The following is a 16,908-nucleotide window of genomic DNA, read 5'->3' as shown; positions in this document are numbered from 1 at the left end:
CGATTGTATCTGATTTTAGGGCCAGGCAGATTACGTTCCAACTGTGCTATCTCTGTACTGATGTTGTTGGCAAATTGGGTAATGAATTGCGCTCTATCGAACGATTCAAATTCCGCGTGTTGTTGCAAATATTTGATCGCCCCTTTAAGCATCAATGTTAGCGTTTCTTTTCTACCTTCATATTGCAAAAGAATTTGCTGTAGGCTGCCTAACGCCATAGAAGACTCGATCATACTATTTCGAGAAAGTGCATTATCAAATCCGGTAATCCCCAAAGATATAATCCGAAATACTTCAAGTTTCGAAGCATCCAAAATGCGCCAATCCTCCAATTGATGATCTTCAAAATAGGAAATCAAATAATCCGTATTGGTTATCAAATGTTCGATTTCACGAATTAGCTTTTGCCTATTGCTATTATCGTAAGTGGGATAGATAAGCTCTTCAATCACCTGCAATCCAATAGGCTCCACCCCTCTAGCCAAAGAGGGATCCAACAAATCCGCATTTTCAACTTCCTCCACCGGAGGTCCATTTAACCTTCTGGATAGATCTGCAGTAAAATACTCCGAAGCCCATTCAAACTTTTTAAAAAGTAGCCTTGTCGTCAAAAAGGCTCTTCTGAGACGTAGCGTATCCACCGTACCTTTCTGTACTTCGGCCTGCAGGGTATCCTTGATATATGTCTTAAAAGAAAGCATCTGATCCAGTAATTCTTTCTGAATCAGATGCTCACGGGCATTACCCTCTTTTTGTTTAGTATAAACAGGCTGCCCTGTAGTAAATCCGAGGGTAAATACTATTGCAACCAATAAGATACAAACGACAACCTTTTTACACATAGTTCAATTTCCTATCTCTCGATATAAAAACCGACTATTTGAAAACGAGCGCATTTCTAAAGGGATTTGCTTTTTTATCCCTTTCAGCAAGAGGCTCTATTCCCCAGCGTTTTTCTATAAATGAAAGGATGCTCACTGTCTCATACGGCGTATGATCCACTACACCACGCTTAGCAAATGGTCCAATGACAATTGCCGGGATTCGGCTACCAGGTCCCCAGCGGTCAACGACGGGTGGGTTAACATGGTCAAAAAAGCCACCAAATTCATCGTAGGTCAAAATCACCAACGCATCTTTTGCATTCGGTCCCTCCAATACAGCATTGATCAAATTAACAGCAAGTTGTTCTGATGAATAGACTGCCGAACTTCCAGGATGCTCATCATTGCCCCCACCTGGTTTAACAAAAGATACACTAGGAAGCGTTCCTTCTTTTGCGGCCTTGATAAAATCGTTTTGATCCTTCATGTGTTGTCGTCCTTCCTTACCATCCTCATAATTAGCAAAATATAAAAAAGGCTCATGATTGTAGGCAAAATTATTTTTACGTTCGGCAACAGCGTCATCCCAGCCTTCTGAATACCAAGCCCAACTTACATTTTTCGCTGTCAAGCGATCGCCAATGGTCGGCATAGTCTGAGAAGGTAATAATTTGGAAGTATCAGATTTCGCAGGATAAGGTTTGTTGCGAGAAAGCACATGATTGATTGCATAACCATCTGGCGTAACTACACCATCTTTAATCATCTTTCCATTTGCATCGAGTTTAGCAACCATTGAGCTTGGTGCATCAGGCCAAACAGGAATAGCCGCAGAAATCATATAAATATGATTTAAATAGGATCCGCCGAATACACTCTGAAAGAAATTATCACATAATGTATAGGCTTTGGCAAACGGATACAAAGGTAGCTTCTCTGTATTGTAATAGCCCATCGCTAAACCTTTGGAATCATTATAGAGTGCAAATTTATCCATCTTTCCACCATTGATCTGCAATTGATTATGATAAAACCGATGTGTAACATCGGGCGTCGCCTTATCCGAAGGTACATATTGGTCTATATTAAAAAATTGATTGGGTAGATTGGTTGGAAAGGAATTGTTACGTGGAATTTCGGGGAGGTATGGGTAGGCTTCACCATTCTCGTCTACCTGTAAAAAATCACCCTTTCTGACATTCGCTATGCCATTGGCTCCCTTGAATTCGCCATAAAGATTGTCAAAACTATGGTTTTCCATATAAATAACAACCACATGGTTAATTTTTTTGATACCTTCATCAAAGGGAATCTCTTGGTGTCGGGCGTTTTTGGTAACTCCGCAACTGCTGATACTCAAAACTCCAAGAGACAAATAAAGTAAGTGTTGTAACCGCATCCTGTCTTCTTTTTAGTAGGTTAGACTGTAATTTCTAGAACAAACTTACAATTATTATCGTTTTCATAACCTATTATCAAAGGGATTTGCTACCAACGTATCAGGTTCTTTACAGGCATCCTCCCTCTTATCACTAAAAGTAAAGGCGTGTTTACATACTAGGTCGTTGCTTCCAGTTCCCCATTCTTGTTATAAAGCTTACTTCGGTAAGTTATACCCCATTTAGTAATCTCATCGATGATTGGGCCCAAAGTTTTTCCGCATTCGGTCAATTCATACTCCACCGTCAGAGGTTTGGTATTTAATACTGTTCTTCTGATCAGCTGGTTCATTTCTAAATCCTGCAGTTCTTTAGACAACATCTTCGCACCTATCCCCTCAACTTCGCGCAGCAGTTCCATAAAACGTAATTTCTCAACCAACAATAAGGTACCTATAATATGAAATTTCCATTTTCCGGCCAAAATCTCCATGGTATCGTTAATGGCCAACACACGTGTTTTGCATGCACCTGACGACGTTAAAGTTGCTTCCTTTTTCATTACATTATTTTTTTATTCATGTACGCTCTACCCTCACAGGCTTCCTTATCCCCGATACGATCAACGATAAATGAACACACAAGCAAAGCTTGGTGCCACTGACATGATTTCTTTATTCTTACAAAAATACGCATTTATAAAGTTACAGACCACTATCTTTTTGGAAAGTAGTTTCTTTAAGGAAACTGATACCAAAAATAAACTATCTATCATCTACCTTTGTATCGACAACATCAGCAGTTGCAAATTGGCACAGTTGATGCGGCAAAATATAAAGTGTAAAAAACATATAAAAAATAAAACGATTAAAAATGAAAAAGCAATTAATCTCGGGTTTAGCCCTTATCCTGTTGTTAGCTTCTTGTCAAAATACAAATGGCGACAAAGCAACAACAACAACTGCTCAGGAAGTAACTGAACAAAAAGGACAGACTTACACTGTTGAAGCAGATAAAAGCTCATTAAAATGGACTGGTTACCATAAAGGCGGTTTAAACCCAAGATATGGTGTTTTGAAAAGCGAAGGAACACTTTCAGCTGAAAATAACGCAGTTACTGGTGGTACTTTCACTATCGATGTCAATTCTATTCTGACAGATACAGCTTCTGTAGATCCTGCGACATCCGGTGGCAAAAAATCATCAGATCTGGATGCACATTTAAAAAGTGCTGATTTCTTTGACGTAGCAAAATATCCAACTGCAAAATTCGAAATCACCAAAGTTGGCCCATTTGATGCAGCGCAAGGAAAAAGTGTTGTTGCTGATGCGACAAATACAGTTAGTGGTAACTTAACCATCAAAGATAAAACGGTGAATGTAACTTTCCCTGCAAAAATTACTTTCAATGGTGATGAAGTAACATTCTATTCTAAATTTACGATCCAAAGACAAGATTGGGGTCTTACATACGGTACAGAAGGTAACCCTCAAGACTGGATGATCGCACAAAACGTTGACATTGAACTTAATGTCACTGCAAAAAATGCGAAATAGATTTCGATAGCGCTTCGTCGCTCTTAGCAAATAGATTAATCCGGTAGACTCTACTTGATTAATCTATTTGATTTAAATAACCTCCGAATACGAGATCATCTTTATTCAAGACATGGATCAAATGTGAATCTCCCTTACTTTTCAGTGTGCTCTAATTTTTTTTTTCAATCGCTGTTTTGCCTTACGAACGGCTTCCACCGAAACACACAGCAATTCACTCATACTCGCATTACTTAAATCCAATTTGAGCAGCGCTAATATCTTAAGATCATTCTCGGTAACCTTTGGATAAGTTTGCCGCATTTGTGTCAGATAAGCGGGATACACTTTGTTAAAAACATGTTTGAATTTTTGCCACCGCTCATCTGTCATAATGTGTTGCTGCAAAAGCGCATTCAAATTATCCGTAACCTGCGTGATGTACGCCGGATCAGATTCGGAGATCTTCGCCACCTCCTGCCTAAGTTGCTGGATAACGACATCATTCTGGCGGATGGTGGCTGTAAATTCAGTCAAAGAGTTTCGTAAAATCATTAGCTCCTGATCTAGCAATTGTTTTTCATCGGCAAGCGCAAGTTGGTCTTTTTCTAGTAAAGTATTCCGCATCTTAATTTTAATTTTCGACTTATTGACCAACAATACAATTATGGCAAAAATCAAGAGAAGAACAATGCCTATAAACTGATACATGCGTTTTGTCCGAATCCGTTTTTCTTCAGTAGCCTGTATAGTCCGATTGTATTTTTCAGACTCCCTTTGCCACAGCATTTTCTGTATCTCTTTATCATTCATCCTTTTTTCCAACGAATCTTTCAACATCAGATACAAATGCAATTGCTTAAGCTCCTCCCCTCCACGTCCTAACCCCCGCATGATGTTAGACTTGGATTTTGCTAATTCTACTTTATATTTTAAAAAATAGGGCTTATCTTCCATCAAACTTTCACAGGTCATCACATATTGCTCAGCCAATTTCCATTCTTTCAATTCGATATACCAATTGGCTAAATTGAGATTTGCACGCATCGCATCTTTCCGCTCATTATAACGCATAGAAAGCTCAATATTTTTCTTAACTAACCCAATAGCTTTTTCCTTTTCACCTTTTCGCCATGCATGATCTGCTAAATTACCCGAAATGATACCAATCCAAACCGAATCTTTCGCCAATTTAGCTTCATCCATTGCGCGATTCAAATAGGTAAAAGCTTGGTGATCGAGCGAGTCCTTTGCTAGATATACAGCAATGGAATTGATCAGATCGACACGTTCCCGTGCAGCCGGCGTGGTAAAGGTAGCGCTTCCTCTAAATAAGCAACAGCATTTGCCTGTTCACCAATGTAGCTGTAGAAACTCGCCATAAATTGGTAATGCTTGACTACCATGGGGATTTTTTTGATAGTAACTTTAGATTTTAAATCATTCGCTCGTAAAAAGAACGGAAATGCTTCCTTTACCCGTCTATAGATAAAGTTGTAATATCCTTCACGGGCACAACCCAACATTTCTAATTCAGGATCTGGATGTACACGGAGCAACTGCTCAGCCAAACGATAATAGCGCTCAGATGATGAATTTATGCGATCAAACGCAATTGAGAAACCGTCAGCCATACGCATATAATAAGCCCATTTTAAAGCAACACTTCTTTTTTTGTCTGCCAATTCCAAAAACGGCGCCAAGGCATTTTTCAATTTTATCGTATCACCATCAAACCTAATAGGCAACTGAAGAGCAGCCTCCAGTTGGACAACAGGGTTTTTAATTGCAGCTATTTCCACTACAGATTGCCCACATACATGATTAAAGTTGCTTGACAATACCAAAGAAACGAATACAAAAAAATAAAATATGGTCTTCATGCTTGAAAAAGGTCAATTTCAACGCTCTGTCTGCCTATTGGCATAACCGATAAATTAATTTCAACAATTCTGTGAAATTAATACGCAAAATCCTCCGAGAAAATGGTTAATACTGACTTATTGTTCGTAAATCGGATCGCCGACTTGCGGTTATAAATATAATATTTATAACTTTAACATAATTACACGTTTTCATTAAAATTTCGCCTTCTTTTGATACCACTGCAACCCATTAGGTTTGGCATATCAAGCCTTTTATTCAACACTTTTTCCAAAAGATGACCAAAATTCAAACAAAAACAATGGGATTGATTCTCCGAAAAGGAGTATTGCAAGATCTGCAAGAAATGTTAATCCTATTTTCTGAAACTATTGCGACTGTATGCGCAGATAATTATAATAACGAGCAAATTGCAGCATGGGTATCGTCCGTCAATAATCATGGCCGTTGGCATCGGCTAATCGAAGATCAGTATTTTATTGTAGCTATGCTAAATCAGAAAATGGTTGGGTTCGCTTCCCTCAATCATGGAAACTATGTCGATGTCATGTATGTCCATAAAGATTTTCAACGCCAAGGGATTGCTCAAAAACTTTATACTACATTGGAAGATGAAGCAAGAAGACTAGAAAGAACTTTCGTGACTGCTGATGTAAGTAAAACCGCGAAACCCTTTTTTGAGGCAAATGGATTTAAAGTTATCGCTGAGCAGATACAAATAAGAACTGAAGTCGAAATACCAAATTATAACATGAAAAAAGATCTGTAGATTCACTTCCAAATTTTAGAAATGCTCCCCATAGTCGATTACTTCAGTTTTCAAAAGCAGCTTACTTTCACTATCGGTTCTTAATGTCGCTGTTGCTATGTTAGTCTTTGTGTCAACACTGAACTCCAGCATAGCCCCAACGTCCTTTTTGTCATTAAAAAATGAAGCGAAATTCTTAAATGTCTCAGTTTCATCAAACAAAAACCGCGCAGCACATCGGTTATTATGTTGATCATACCATTTAATGTACACATCTTTGGGAATACCTCGAGATGCCATGTCCATATCCCGAAGACGCTCATCAAAGACAAATCGTTCGGAATTATAAAACTCCAAGTCCGCATCAAATGCTTTTCTGTCAGAAGACAATACAAATTTAGGCTGTACAGGATAACGTTGCCGTAATTTATCCCAGTAGCCATAGGGAATAGATTTATTTGCAATGGCTTGTTGAACATCCGAAGGAATAATCGATAATCGGACAATACTTGATCGCGCCATTCCTGATTAAAGACATTACCGTACGCTCCATTATCTTTGGATGTATCCGTAGCATGGATCACTACTTTTTCGGCTTGATAACGACCGATTTCGACCTGACGACGTCCTGTCCCACTGGCCCATACTACAAGTACACCGCCAGGAGCAAAACCCAAAATAATCTTATTATAATGTTCATCATTAGTTTTGATCGCTCCTTTTTCTTGGTATGGTGTACTGAACAACCTCCGCAATTTACTATAATCAATCGGACCGTTCATGCGATAAAAAACATCTTCAGCAAAGGAATACCAAGTAACGTCTAATGCCTTAGGCAATGACATCACCTGCTCATATGTACCGCCTCCAGCTTGTCCCCACACGGCGTTATAGTTTACGATATTGCCTTCACTAAATGTAAATTCATAATCTTCATCTTTCGGAAAGATAAAACGGCCACTATATAACTGGACGGGATAAGCTGCTGGATTACTCATCGCACAGAACCATTTATAGCGCCCTTCTCTGATATTATCTTCTTGTGTTAGGCGTTCTTCCCTGAGGTCATTAAACTCACGTATTGTCGTTGAGAACGCGAATATAATCGGTAGTAAAATAAGATATCCAAGCAAAGTCGGAACCAAATATTTCCAGGATTTTATTGCCCATGTGATAATCACGCTACTAAAGAATGTCAGGAAGATACTGAGTGTTAAAATCAAAGGAAACATTTCCTTAATCACTCCCCCTAAATCTGCATAAAGCCGATGCTCGTATTCATCACCCCAGGTTGATAAAAAAAGAAGTACCGGAAGCAATAAAGAAAATAAGCAATAAAAAAGAAAACCATAGCCAAGTTCAAAAGCGAATTTTGGTTTCTCTAAGACCTTTAACTTCTTCCGAAAGAAATTAAAATAGAAATAAATCAAAGCGATAACAATAAAATAAGGCGAACAGCAAAATGCAGCATAAACCATATTTAGATCTGCATTCTGTACAAGTAAGGTCGCAATTAGGCTGATGATAGCAACCAAAAAAGCAGAAACTGTCGCTCTTATAATCATTGTAATTTGTTTTTAATCCAAAAAAAGCTGCCGAAAGCCGTATAACTGACAACAACACGATTCAAAAATAACAAGAAATGTCTTATGAATATAAGCCGATCAATATTCAAATACATTGATCAACTATTCGATCCAACGTGGACAATATATTTTTTTCACAAGAAGGATTTAATTAACTGTTATTCGTTTTCGTCAGGATCGATACATTGAGCCATTTCATATTACATTCAATAAACGGTCGACTTTATCCCCTCAGCGAGATATCGCTCGTTATAGTAAAATTTCTTCGAAAAAAAATCCGATCAAAAGCCCTTTAACGAAAATCATTTAAGTTTACTAACTTCGCTTTTATTCTTCAAAAAAATGGATATACATCATAACATTATAAGTGCCCAAGAAAGTGACGCACATTATGTCCCTGAAATTATGCTCCAGGCAATGGAAGACATTATATTTCGCTTTATCAAAAAAGAAGATCGAAGCGAGGCTGTAAATTTCTTAACGCAGCTCTTCAAGCAAAAAGGTAATCTCTATAGTTATGAGCATACGTTTGTCGCAATTGACGACAATGGACATATTTTAGGCTCATTAACCGGTTACGATGGTGATCGATTTATTGAATTAAGACAGCCTATTTTGGATCATATGAAGGAACTGTACAATAATAATTTGATTCCAGAAGCCGAAACAGCTGGCGACGAATTTTATATCGATTCAATTGCGGTTGCTCCCATGGCACGGGGCAAAGGTATCGGAACAGAACTTTTAAATTATGCAATTACACATGCCAAGCAAAATGGTTTTAAGAAAGTTTGCTCGTCGACCTAGAGAATCCCAATGCACAAAAACTCTATGAAAGGATTGGTTTCAAACTCGGCAAAAAAACTCCTTTAGTAGGGGGCGAATATTATCACATGTATATTCAACTTGATTAGATACGGCTTTTATCTAATTTATCGCCATTTCAGGCCTTATCCCGCTAATCAGTATCTTTTGAGAAGAAGTCCAAGCAGCTCTGGCAGACAACACCAATTAGATCAGACATAACCACTGATCAATTGGCAAGGATTTTGTATTCTAGAAAATAACTATGAAAATTTGGGAATAATGAAAAAGCTAATTTCAATTGCGGTGGGCTGTCTAAGCCTAGTTCTGGTGACGCCAGCTTTAACACAAGCACAACACAGAGGACATGACGACCATGGCTGGCATGGCAACAAGGACCGTGAAAAATACATTCGAAAACGGGAAAAAGAGTACGACAAATATGTGCGCGAACGCGATAAGCAAGATCGCAAATACTGGAAACATGCATACGAACATGATCATGGCCGTCCAAGATGGGCTAGCGCACATCACTACGACATGAGACATCATGTGTACTTTAGCGATTACAAAACATTCTATGATCCTTATCGGGGCGGATATGTCTATATGACCAATGGCCGATGGAACTTTTCTGTGAATGTCCCTTCTTTTCTAGTGAATGTCAACTTAGGAAATGCTGCGATTCGTGTGTTCAAAGATGTACCTCTTGACAGAAGACCAGAAGAGTATTACGACGATAATGAGGATTGGGACGATTAACGGTACGATTAAACTTTACGTTTATTTAGAATAATTACTGATAATACTATATTTTTGCGCTGTTCATCCGATTGACAGCGCATCTATGACACATAAAAGAGCTAAACAAAAAAGCCTAAAAAATATACTTAGAAAATTGCATCTTTATTTGGGCTTATTATTTGGTATAATCTTTTTTACTGTTTGCGTGACAGGGATGTTATTGAGCTTTGAAAAAGAGCTTACCCCACTTTTATGGCCGAAAGAACAGCAGGTAACTGTACAAAGCAATCGTCTTTCCCTTGCACATATTTCCCAAAAAGCCGAAGCTATCTTTCCGGACAAGAAGTTGTTTCGCATCGAAATTCCAGCAGATCCTTCCCGTAGTTTCCGTATTCAGTATGGACAAAAAAAGACCGGATACTGGTATGCATATATAAATCCTTATACAGGAGCACTATTATCCAAAGGTCGGCAGAGTGACCGTTTTTTTCAAAAGACTTTGGATATCCATCGTTTTCTTCTCGTCGAAAAAATCGGAAGTACCCTAACTGGAATCTCAGCTCTAGCGGCTTTCTTTCTTGCCCTAAGTGGTATTTACCTGTGGTGGCCAAAAAATAAATCCATGCTCAAACAACGTGTAACGATAAAAATGGCAGCCTCTCTCAGAAGAAAAATCTGGGATTTTCACGCAGTGGGCGGTTTTTACGCATCTTTGTTTTTAATTATTTTTACCTTGACGGGATTGACCTGGAGTTTCGATTGGTACAATAAACAATTCTATAAAGTATTGGGTTCAACGCAAAAATCAACAAAAGAGAAGATCAGCAACATCAACAATCAGGCTTTTTCAGATTACCTCGTGCTGGATACGATCTATCAGCAGCTAAACAGCCTATATCCCAGCTCTGGAAATATAATTATCACGTTTCCTGAAAAGAAGGACTTAGCTTTTGCACTAACTAAGGAAAATTTTTCAAATGCAACTTTACAGATCAACCAGGCTTTCTTTGACAGCAAATCCGGACAACTACTTAAAAATAACCCTTTAGAAAAATTACCTTTGGCGCAACAGGCTCAACGTATGATGAAATCTATTCATATGGGGTCGATATTTGGATTACCTTCTAAGATTATTGTATTCTTAGCCGTTACACTAGCCGCTTCTCTCCCCATCACAGGAATATGGATATGGTTGAACAAAAGAAGAAAGAAGAAACCGTCAAAAAGCCAAAAGAAGAAAGCAATTCAACTTCAAACCATAGCATAGCGTATTATCCTTATTTTTAAACTTATTCAAATGAATTCTTATATCAGACACACGACTAGATAATAATAGAAGAAATGATCGATATTAGCTGCTATGAAAGACCGCAAAGAAAATTCGACGAATGCAATCAATGAAAAAGCATTACAACAGTTCTGTAACGCCTCCAAGACGCTGGCATTATTCAGTGGCCGATGGAAGCTTTCGATTCTATTCAAACTCCTGGAGCAGGATACGAACTACTCGGAATTCAAAATTCTCCTGCCCCAAGTCAGCGATCGTACACTCGCAAAACAATTGAAAGAATTACAACTGGACGGACTCATTCAAAAAGACCGAAGTAAAACAGCATCAATCTATTCGCTGACCGATAAAAGTCGTAAACTAAAACCCCTATTGGCGGCGCTTTCCGGGTTTAACAACGACTAACCTTAACTAAAATCAACACGCTCCAAAAACTCAATCACTTCCCCATTCGGACTGTAAACGAGGCTATTTCGCACAAAAACATCTTTTTTACCTTGGCTGAGTATGAGTTGAAATACTCCATCACTCAAATCTTGAGCACCATGGGCGATAGCCTGTATTCGGGCATCTTCGGCGTCTTCTACCGTAAAACACAGATGAAGTAGCGCATTCTCGACATATTCCTCCCCTTCTATACGCCTTCTTCCCTGCGTTGGAATAGTAGCATTCTTATCACAAATTTCCAAATAATAGCCAATAGAGGCATTAAAAAGCATAGCACAACGTTCTAAATTAAACTCGGGTAATGACCATTCATGCACAATAATAAAACCGAGATTTTCATAAAATCCAATTGTCTTATCAAAATCCTGAGCCTTAATCGACAGGTGGTGAAAACCCAAAATATTATCTTTCAATTCCATAAAGTATATTTTTTGAACAAAACTAATGTGTTTTTCTGGAGACTGGAACAACTTACAAAATTGTAAGTTGGGCTGGTGGCCATAAAAGAGTATACGTTAAAACTAGCAGTATTAGAGGGAGATTTTAAATTATAGCAGATAGATTTTATTATTTTAATGTACTTTTGCCCATTAAATTTCTCGATCTGAACAAGGAATAAAAGCTTTGTAACTACCATGAGTCTATAAATATGAGGTATTCATTAGACATCATTTCGATGGACTTTACTGTCCAAAGTATGGTGACATCCAACATAAGAAATCGGATGTTATAAATTCTTCAAAAATCGAGATAGAATACGCAAAGTTTAAAGCCCTTAGTCTATATATATTTGCAAATAAAATGAAACAGCATCTTCACCGACAATTACGGATCTATAGATATGTGATCTATAGAGAGACGTTAGTCGATCCTTGGGAACATTTTTGGTCATTTATTGGCGCCTTTGTAGGAATATTTATTATCGCTTATATCCAATCTCTTCATTTACCTTCGCTGGAAAATATCTTTTTGATAGGCTCCTTCGGAGCTTCCTCGGTTTTGGTTTATGGTGCCATACAAAGTCCACTTGCCCAACCCCGCAACTTAATTGGTGGGCATGTTGTTTCTGCAATCGCCGGGGTTACCGTTGCACAGCTCCTTCCCGATATTATCTGGCTGACCGCTCCCTTCGCCGTGGCCTTGTCCATTGTTTGTATGCAGCATACACGCACGCTACACCCTCCTGGTGGAGCAACAGCACTCATTGCCGTCAGCAGCGGAACAAAAATTTCAGCGATGGGATATTGGTATGTATTAAGTCCAGTACTATCGGGTTGCATAATTTTATTCCTGGTGGCTCTGATCTTTAACAATATCACGAAAAAGAGACATTATCCTGTAAAAAAATCACGTTTGCGCCGCTCAAGAAGACAGCATTTAAAAACCCGTTTTGAAGCAAGCAGGAGCCCATCGAGTCTTGATTAAAAGTCTTTATGGTCTATTGAATAACACGATCTAAAACTAATAAAGGATAGCGTTTTGGGTAGACGCCCAAACGCTATCCTTTTATGATCGCTTCTTTCCGTCATCTAAAACAGTTATTATAGCCCGATAAATTCCATACAGAAGGAATAGTAAACTCGTAATTGTAAGCCCCAAATACTCCACCACCCAAGCAATAAGTATGGCGACCAAATGGATTTTACCATTCTCCGGTTTAAATGCGGCACCTGAATAAACGTAATAAGCGATGGAACCAAATATAAGAATCCATATTATCGCATAAACATAATGAAGCGGATTTTTGCTGAGCTTTCTATTTTTAAACATATGTCAAGTTTTATGATCTAATACTGATCCGCTTATCTAACACGAACGAGCATTTCGTCAAATGTAGGGTGCACATCCGTTTTTGACAAGCCATAACTATAATTCGCTTACCCTGATTTAATATTCGTACTTCCTATAAAAAATCGCCCGCGGCAATGGTCGGCATACACTTGCTTCGCTACGTTAAAATCAAAAGAAAAAGTCCCTTACATTACTGCAGGGACCTTGCTTCCACCGATTATTCCGTTGTGATTTTTATGCGGTTGGAAATTTGCTCATATCCATGTAAAATATCTCCCAGGTATGCCCATCAAAATCTTCAATACTTCGCTGTTGCATAAAACCATAGTCTTTCATTGGCGTGGGTTCTATACCGCCAGCTTTCAGTCCTTTATCAACAATTTCGTTCACACGATCCAGACCAGAGACAGCAAGTGAAAATAGTCCTGCGATCTGTTTTTTTGTATCTGCAAGCGGTTTTTCCGTAAATGTTTTAAACTTATCCGGAGATAAAAGCATAACAAAAATATGCTCACTCCAAACCATACATTTACCTTGCTCATCCGAAAACTGAGGATTGTTCGTAAAGCCCAATTGTGTATAAAAATCCATTGACTTATTCACATCTGCTACCGCGAGATTTATAAATATCTGTTTCATCATTTAAAGTTTAATTGCTACTGATCTAACAAAGATGAAAATTTCCGTCCAAAAAAAACTTGGCCTATGCGAAGATTTTTATTTAGCATCAATGAACTGGTGGAATAGCTAAATCTTGTTTGGAAAGCTCGTTACTTGGAGAGCTCATTCAATTCAGCCTGCGAAAACACATGCTCGCCTTTTAGATAACCATTCGCTTCTTTCAGATAGGTATATATTACTTCTCGGCCCTTTGGATTGGGCAATTTATGTAAATTTTTGACCAAGAAATCTTTATCACGCAATCTATCTTTACCATAGCTTAAAAAAGATGGTGCGTGCGTCTGCACGCTCCAACGAATAAAACGTAAATCGATATTGTCAGGGTATTTCATGATCATTTCTTCGAGGAGCTTTTTTCCTTTCTTGAATTGCCCCAATTTTGTAAACGGGTTGCCCATATGTTTTGCCCATAATATCTCATAAGCCGCGAGATAACCCTTTTCTGTGGCGGAATTGGCAGCTTTTTCCAATAGTTTCAGATTCGTTTCACAGAGCTTTTTGTTTTGAACAGCAGTCGCGTACTCGGCTCTCATTTTATCAACATCCACTTGACCAAAACAACAAATCGCACATAATACCAAAGAGACACAGATAAAAAATCGTATAACCATTTTTCAATTCAATTAAAGTAAAAAATAAACGCCGTTTTGTGATATAACAATATCGAAGAGCTTTGAGTTTTCTTATTTTTTAATCCGTTGAGAACGCCGTTTGTTTTGCCACTTTCCCAATACAATGAGCAATGTACCAATGACGATGAAAACCAACGTTACTCCAAAGCTGTTCAAAATAACCCTGTCCATCCCCAATTCGGAAACATTGACAAAAGGATAGGGATAAAATCCAGAAAACGAACCATGCCACAACGTATAAAAAAGATAGACTAATGGGAAGATCAACCAATAAAAAATATGACTCCACCGGATTGTTCCCTTGTCCAAAAAACGCCACCAAAAAAGGAAAAAACTCACAGGAGCGAGCACATGCAATAATTCGTCAACCACCATTGATAAACCCTGAGGATGCGACAGAAAGCGAAGTATGGTATTATAGATAATTCCGACAATAAGAATATATAATGTTACGGCAGTAATTGTTTCGGGTCTAGTAAAAAATAGGCCCATTCGACTCTTTGACCAGCAAATAGTAAAAAAACAGCATAACATAACCATTACATTACTCAGAATTGTAAAATAACTAAAAAACTGAATAATATAGTCGATCCTGTCAAGCTTGGAGGTATGAGCACTTAAGATAAACTGTCCAACAATTGCAAACAAGGTAATTATACCAATGCTACCAGCAAAAACCGATTTTAATGACTTCTGAGCCTCCATATTTCTAGTGGTCTATACAATACTAAATATAAAAATTTCAACTGCTATTTGGAATTTTAAATGATCAAATCCAATTCACCCCTACTCGAATCTTAAATCCAGATTGTAAATAATTGCAACGAATTGTAAATGGATTCAGTTTCCTTACTTACAATTATTATTTTTATAGGGTATAAAGTATTGATAAATGATCAGAGTAGCCATTATCGAGGATGAACCCGCGGTACGCAAAGAAATCAGCTATTTAATCCAACAGGAAACTGATGTTGAACTTGTTGGCTGGAGTGATACGGTGACAAATGCTGTAAAATTGATTGAAGAGAAACAACCAGACGTTATACTCATGGATATTCAACTCCGTGATGGTACAGCATTTGACATCCTAAAAAAGCTAATCGCTATTCCACAGAATATTATTTTCATTACGGCCTACAATCATTTTGCAATCAAAGCCATCAAATATGGTGCTTTGGATTATCTTTTGAAACCGGTCGATCAAACCGAATTAAACGAGGCATTAGAACGTTACCGGCGTAAAAGCGAAAACAATCCCCAATGGATGCAGCGTTTATCAATGGTGCAGGAAGCTTTACACGCCAGCGAACTTCCCGAAAGCATCGCCTTGTCTTCCATACACCATGTACGTATCGTCCCCGTTCACAACATCGTGTACTGCAAAGGAGACGGTCCCTATACTTTTTTCTTTTTAAATGATGGTACAAAGGAGTTAATTTCTAAACCCCTCAAATATTATGAAGAATTATTGCCACCGCCCTATTTCTTACGCACCCATCAATCGTATCTTGTTAATAGGTCACATATTTCTGGTGTCAATCGTTCCGAGTATATTGTCTTAAAGAACAAAGAGGAAATTCCGATTTCATCACGCAGAAAAAACTCGATCTTAAATCAGCTGTTCCCTGAAAAATGAGCCTATTGAACCGCATTTTCCCTTGGCTGCTACTGTCTTTGTTTTCGATCGCTTGCGCTCGAAAGAATGACGCACTGTCGCCCGATCATGATGCTATTGCCGCAGAGATTAAAACGCTGGAGGACCAAAGATTAAATGCAGCAAATGGGGATTCCATCAAACTTGCCTGGTTAAAGTTAGACCAGCATGCCACCGTAAAAAAAGACACGGTACTCGCTGCCCGTGTAAAATATTATCTAGCACGACTCTATGCTATGAGTGGCCAAGATTCGGCTCTTTTTTTTGTTCAACAGGCGCTCGAACTCATTGAACTCACCACCGGAAACGCTAAATACAAAGCTCTTATTTACAATGGCATAGGAAATATCCGCAGCATAGAAGCAAAACAACGCGAAGCGGGCTATTATTACAACAAAGCCGCCACGATTGTTTTGTCGGATACCGCATCAGGATTGTCAACCGAAGCGAAATCAGCGATATTACTGTCCGCTGCCCAAAACAACTTGAGCTCCTTTCAGTATAACCTTGCAGAAAAAATGAATCGTTCGGTACTCCCCCTAATTGATTCGCTGCCTGAAGGACACATTAACCGACAACGCGTATTGGTACAAATGATCCAGACGCTGAATACTTTACAGCGGCCAGCAAAAGATATTGCCCCCTTCCTTCATCAACTCGAAGAATTACATGCCAAAAATCCAGACAAATACAACATTAGTTTTCTATATGATTCGAAGATCCAATACTATGAAACGGCTAAAAAACCGGACTCCATTTTACATTATGAGTTGCTAAAAATAGCGATAGATGAACGTTTGCACCAACAAACAGCGTCCTCTATATTGATGAACAATTTATTCGTAGACTACAGTAATGTTGCCGCAATCTATGTTTCATTAAATAAGCCGGCCTTGGGAGAAAAATTCAT

At 38.4% G+C, this 16,908-nt stretch carries 20 protein-coding genes; 9 read left to right on the top strand and 11 right to left on the bottom strand.

From position 1 onward, the window contains the following. The 3 genes from B2X72_RS21905 to B2X72_RS21895 form a co-directional block, all read right to left on the bottom strand. Window positions 1-842, bottom strand: an 842-nt coding sequence (locus tag B2X72_RS21905) for a hypothetical protein (protein ID WP_286851481.1), incomplete at its 3' end; no start/stop codon positions are given. A gap of 34 nt (window positions 843-876) precedes the next feature. Beyond that, window positions 877-2,223, bottom strand: a complete 1,347-nt coding sequence (gene acpA, locus B2X72_RS21900; protein WP_070566937.1) for an acid phosphatase — start codon at window positions 2,221-2,223, stop codon at window positions 877-879. Between the two features lie 158 nt (window positions 2,224-2,381). Beyond that, a complete protein-coding gene (locus B2X72_RS21895; protein ID WP_070566939.1) occupies window positions 2,382-2,765 on the bottom strand; it encodes a winged helix-turn-helix transcriptional regulator in 384 nt (127 codons plus the stop codon). Window positions 2,766-3,076: 311 nt separating this feature from the next. Here B2X72_RS21895 and B2X72_RS21890 point away from each other — a divergent pair, with 311 nt between their 5' ends. Next, window positions 3,077-3,760: a YceI family protein gene (locus B2X72_RS21890; protein WP_070566941.1), complete on the top strand. Its 684-nt coding sequence runs from the start codon at window positions 3,077-3,079 to the stop codon at window positions 3,758-3,760. Between the two features lie 141 nt (window positions 3,761-3,901). On the opposite strand, the gene B2X72_RS21885 is transcribed toward B2X72_RS21890, so the two are convergent. Both B2X72_RS21885 and B2X72_RS21880 read right to left on the bottom strand, forming a co-directional pair. Then, window positions 3,902-4,945: a hypothetical protein gene (locus B2X72_RS21885; protein WP_070566943.1), complete on the bottom strand. Its 1,044-nt coding sequence runs from the start codon at window positions 4,943-4,945 to the stop codon at window positions 3,902-3,904. A gap of 71 nt (window positions 4,946-5,016) precedes the next feature. Then, on the bottom strand, window positions 5,017-5,622 hold the full coding sequence (locus B2X72_RS21880) for a hypothetical protein (protein ID WP_070566945.1): 606 nt from the start codon (window positions 5,620-5,622) through the stop codon (window positions 5,017-5,019). Window positions 5,623-5,900: 278 nt separating this feature from the next. Between B2X72_RS21880 and B2X72_RS21875 the strand changes: the two genes are divergently transcribed. Beyond that, window positions 5,901-6,392 carry a GNAT family N-acetyltransferase gene (locus B2X72_RS21875; protein WP_070566947.1) on the top strand — a complete coding sequence of 164 codons (492 nt, stop codon included), beginning with the start codon at window positions 5,901-5,903 and terminating at the stop codon, window positions 6,390-6,392. A gap of 95 nt (window positions 6,393-6,487) precedes the next feature. Here B2X72_RS21875 and B2X72_RS21870 read toward each other — a convergent pair whose 3' ends face one another. Further along, a complete protein-coding gene (locus B2X72_RS21870; RefSeq protein WP_070566948.1) occupies window positions 6,488-7,936 on the bottom strand; it encodes a DUF2931 family protein in 1,449 nt (482 codons plus the stop codon). Window positions 7,937-8,299: 363 nt separating this feature from the next. On the opposite strand from B2X72_RS21870, the gene B2X72_RS21865 reads away from it, so the two are divergent. The 4 genes from B2X72_RS21865 (at window position 8,300) to B2X72_RS21850 (ending at window position 11,198) form a co-directional block, all read left to right on the top strand. Continuing rightward, on the top strand, window positions 8,300-8,764 hold the full coding sequence (locus B2X72_RS21865; protein ID WP_254667721.1) for a GNAT family N-acetyltransferase: 465 nt from the start codon (window positions 8,300-8,302) through the stop codon (window positions 8,762-8,764). Window positions 8,765-9,043: 279 nt separating this feature from the next. Then, window positions 9,044-9,523 (top strand): hypothetical protein, encoded by a 480-nt coding sequence (locus B2X72_RS21860; RefSeq protein ID WP_286851479.1) that lies wholly within the window; start codon window positions 9,044-9,046, stop codon window positions 9,521-9,523. A gap of 85 nt (window positions 9,524-9,608) precedes the next feature. Beyond that, window positions 9,609-10,772, top strand: coding sequence for a PepSY-associated TM helix domain-containing protein (locus B2X72_RS21855; RefSeq protein WP_070566953.1), 1,164 nt, complete (start codon window positions 9,609-9,611; stop codon window positions 10,770-10,772). A gap of 93 nt (window positions 10,773-10,865) precedes the next feature. Continuing rightward, complete coding sequence (locus B2X72_RS21850; protein ID WP_046675064.1) at window positions 10,866-11,198, top strand: winged helix-turn-helix transcriptional regulator; 333 nt, start codon at window positions 10,866-10,868, stop codon at window positions 11,196-11,198. 2 nt (window positions 11,199-11,200) lie between these two features. Here B2X72_RS21850 and B2X72_RS21845 read toward each other — a convergent pair whose 3' ends face one another. Next, entirely contained in the window at window positions 11,201-11,659 is a 459-nt protein-coding gene (locus B2X72_RS21845) for a VOC family protein (protein ID WP_070566955.1), read from the bottom strand. Between the two features lie 382 nt (window positions 11,660-12,041). On the opposite strand from B2X72_RS21845, the gene B2X72_RS21840 reads away from it, so the two are divergent. Continuing rightward, window positions 12,042-12,665 (top strand): HPP family protein, encoded by a 624-nt coding sequence (locus B2X72_RS21840; RefSeq protein WP_070566959.1) that lies wholly within the window; start codon window positions 12,042-12,044, stop codon window positions 12,663-12,665. Window positions 12,666-12,746: 81 nt separating this feature from the next. Here the strand turns inward: B2X72_RS21840 and B2X72_RS21835 are convergent, their stop codons facing one another. From B2X72_RS21835 to B2X72_RS21820, 4 genes are all read right to left on the bottom strand, one after another. Continuing rightward, window positions 12,747-13,010 carry a hypothetical protein gene (locus tag B2X72_RS21835; protein ID WP_070566961.1) on the bottom strand — a complete coding sequence of 88 codons (264 nt, stop codon included), beginning with the start codon at window positions 13,008-13,010 and terminating at the stop codon, window positions 12,747-12,749. A gap of 255 nt (window positions 13,011-13,265) precedes the next feature. Beyond that, entirely contained in the window at window positions 13,266-13,673 is a 408-nt protein-coding gene (locus B2X72_RS21830) for a VOC family protein (RefSeq protein WP_046675059.1), read from the bottom strand. Window positions 13,674-13,801: 128 nt separating this feature from the next. After that, window positions 13,802-14,323 carry a hypothetical protein gene (locus B2X72_RS21825; protein ID WP_070566963.1) on the bottom strand — a complete coding sequence of 174 codons (522 nt, stop codon included), beginning with the start codon at window positions 14,321-14,323 and terminating at the stop codon, window positions 13,802-13,804. Between the two features lie 72 nt (window positions 14,324-14,395). Beyond that, window positions 14,396-15,049 (bottom strand): Pr6Pr family membrane protein, encoded by a 654-nt coding sequence (locus B2X72_RS21820; RefSeq protein ID WP_070566966.1) that lies wholly within the window; start codon window positions 15,047-15,049, stop codon window positions 14,396-14,398. A gap of 187 nt (window positions 15,050-15,236) precedes the next feature. Here B2X72_RS21820 and B2X72_RS21815 point away from each other — a divergent pair, with 187 nt between their 5' ends. Next, a complete protein-coding gene (locus B2X72_RS21815) occupies window positions 15,237-15,980 on the top strand; it encodes a LytR/AlgR family response regulator transcription factor (RefSeq protein WP_083295993.1) in 744 nt (247 codons plus the stop codon). Beyond that, a partial coding sequence (locus B2X72_RS21810) for a hypothetical protein (RefSeq protein ID WP_286851478.1) occupies window positions 15,977-16,908 on the top strand: 932 nt, incomplete at its 3' end. The genes B2X72_RS21815 and B2X72_RS21810, both read left to right, overlap by 4 nt.

The organism is Sphingobacterium sp. UBA7253, assembly GCF_002472745.1.
GTDB lineage: Bacteria > Bacteroidota > Bacteroidia > Sphingobacteriales > Sphingobacteriaceae > Sphingobacterium > Sphingobacterium siyangense.
Note: the sequence above shows the minus strand (reverse complement) of the source record. Positions and strands in the feature narration are given on the sequence as shown.

Excerpts from the sequence above, each read along its gene's own strand:
- B2X72_RS21890 (WP_070566941.1), top strand. The coding sequence starts at position 3,077 with ATGAAAAAGCAATTAATCTCGGGTTTAGCCCTTATCCTGTTGTTAGCT.
- B2X72_RS21850 (WP_046675064.1), top strand. The coding sequence starts at position 10,866 with ATGAAAGACCGCAAAGAAAATTCGACGAATGCAATCAATGAAAAAGCA.
- B2X72_RS21855 (WP_070566953.1), top strand. The coding sequence starts at position 9,609 with ATGACACATAAAAGAGCTAAACAAAAAAGCCTAAAAAATATACTTAGA.
- B2X72_RS21835 (WP_070566961.1), bottom strand. The coding sequence starts at position 13,010 with ATGTTTAAAAATAGAAAGCTCAGCAAAAATCCGCTTCATTATGTTTAT.
- B2X72_RS21845 (WP_070566955.1), bottom strand. The coding sequence starts at position 11,659 with ATGGAATTGAAAGATAATATTTTGGGTTTTCACCACCTGTCGATTAAG.
- B2X72_RS21885 (WP_070566943.1), bottom strand. The coding sequence starts at position 4,945 with ATGGATGAAGCTAAATTGGCGAAAGATTCGGTTTGGATTGGTATCATT.
- B2X72_RS21815 (WP_083295993.1), top strand. The coding sequence starts at position 15,237 with ATGATCAGAGTAGCCATTATCGAGGATGAACCCGCGGTACGCAAAGAA.
- B2X72_RS21865 (WP_254667721.1), top strand. The coding sequence starts at position 8,300 with ATGGATATACATCATAACATTATAAGTGCCCAAGAAAGTGACGCACAT.
- B2X72_RS21870 (WP_070566948.1), bottom strand. The coding sequence starts at position 7,936 with ATGATTATAAGAGCGACAGTTTCTGCTTTTTTGGTTGCTATCATCAGC.
- B2X72_RS21830 (WP_046675059.1), bottom strand. The coding sequence starts at position 13,673 with ATGATGAAACAGATATTTATAAATCTCGCGGTAGCAGATGTGAATAAG.
- B2X72_RS21875 (WP_070566947.1), top strand. The coding sequence starts at position 5,901 with ATGACCAAAATTCAAACAAAAACAATGGGATTGATTCTCCGAAAAGGA.
- B2X72_RS21860 (WP_286851479.1), top strand. The coding sequence starts at position 9,044 with ATGAAAAAGCTAATTTCAATTGCGGTGGGCTGTCTAAGCCTAGTTCTG.
- acpA (WP_070566937.1), bottom strand. The coding sequence starts at position 2,223 with ATGCGGTTACAACACTTACTTTATTTGTCTCTTGGAGTTTTGAGTATC.
- B2X72_RS21895 (WP_070566939.1), bottom strand. The coding sequence starts at position 2,765 with ATGAAAAAGGAAGCAACTTTAACGTCGTCAGGTGCATGCAAAACACGT.
- B2X72_RS21820 (WP_070566966.1), bottom strand. The coding sequence starts at position 15,049 with ATGGAGGCTCAGAAGTCATTAAAATCGGTTTTTGCTGGTAGCATTGGT.
- B2X72_RS21825 (WP_070566963.1), bottom strand. The coding sequence starts at position 14,323 with ATGGTTATACGATTTTTTATCTGTGTCTCTTTGGTATTATGTGCGATT.
- B2X72_RS21880 (WP_070566945.1), bottom strand. The coding sequence starts at position 5,622 with ATGAAGACCATATTTTATTTTTTTGTATTCGTTTCTTTGGTATTGTCA.
- B2X72_RS21840 (WP_070566959.1), top strand. The coding sequence starts at position 12,042 with ATGAAACAGCATCTTCACCGACAATTACGGATCTATAGATATGTGATC.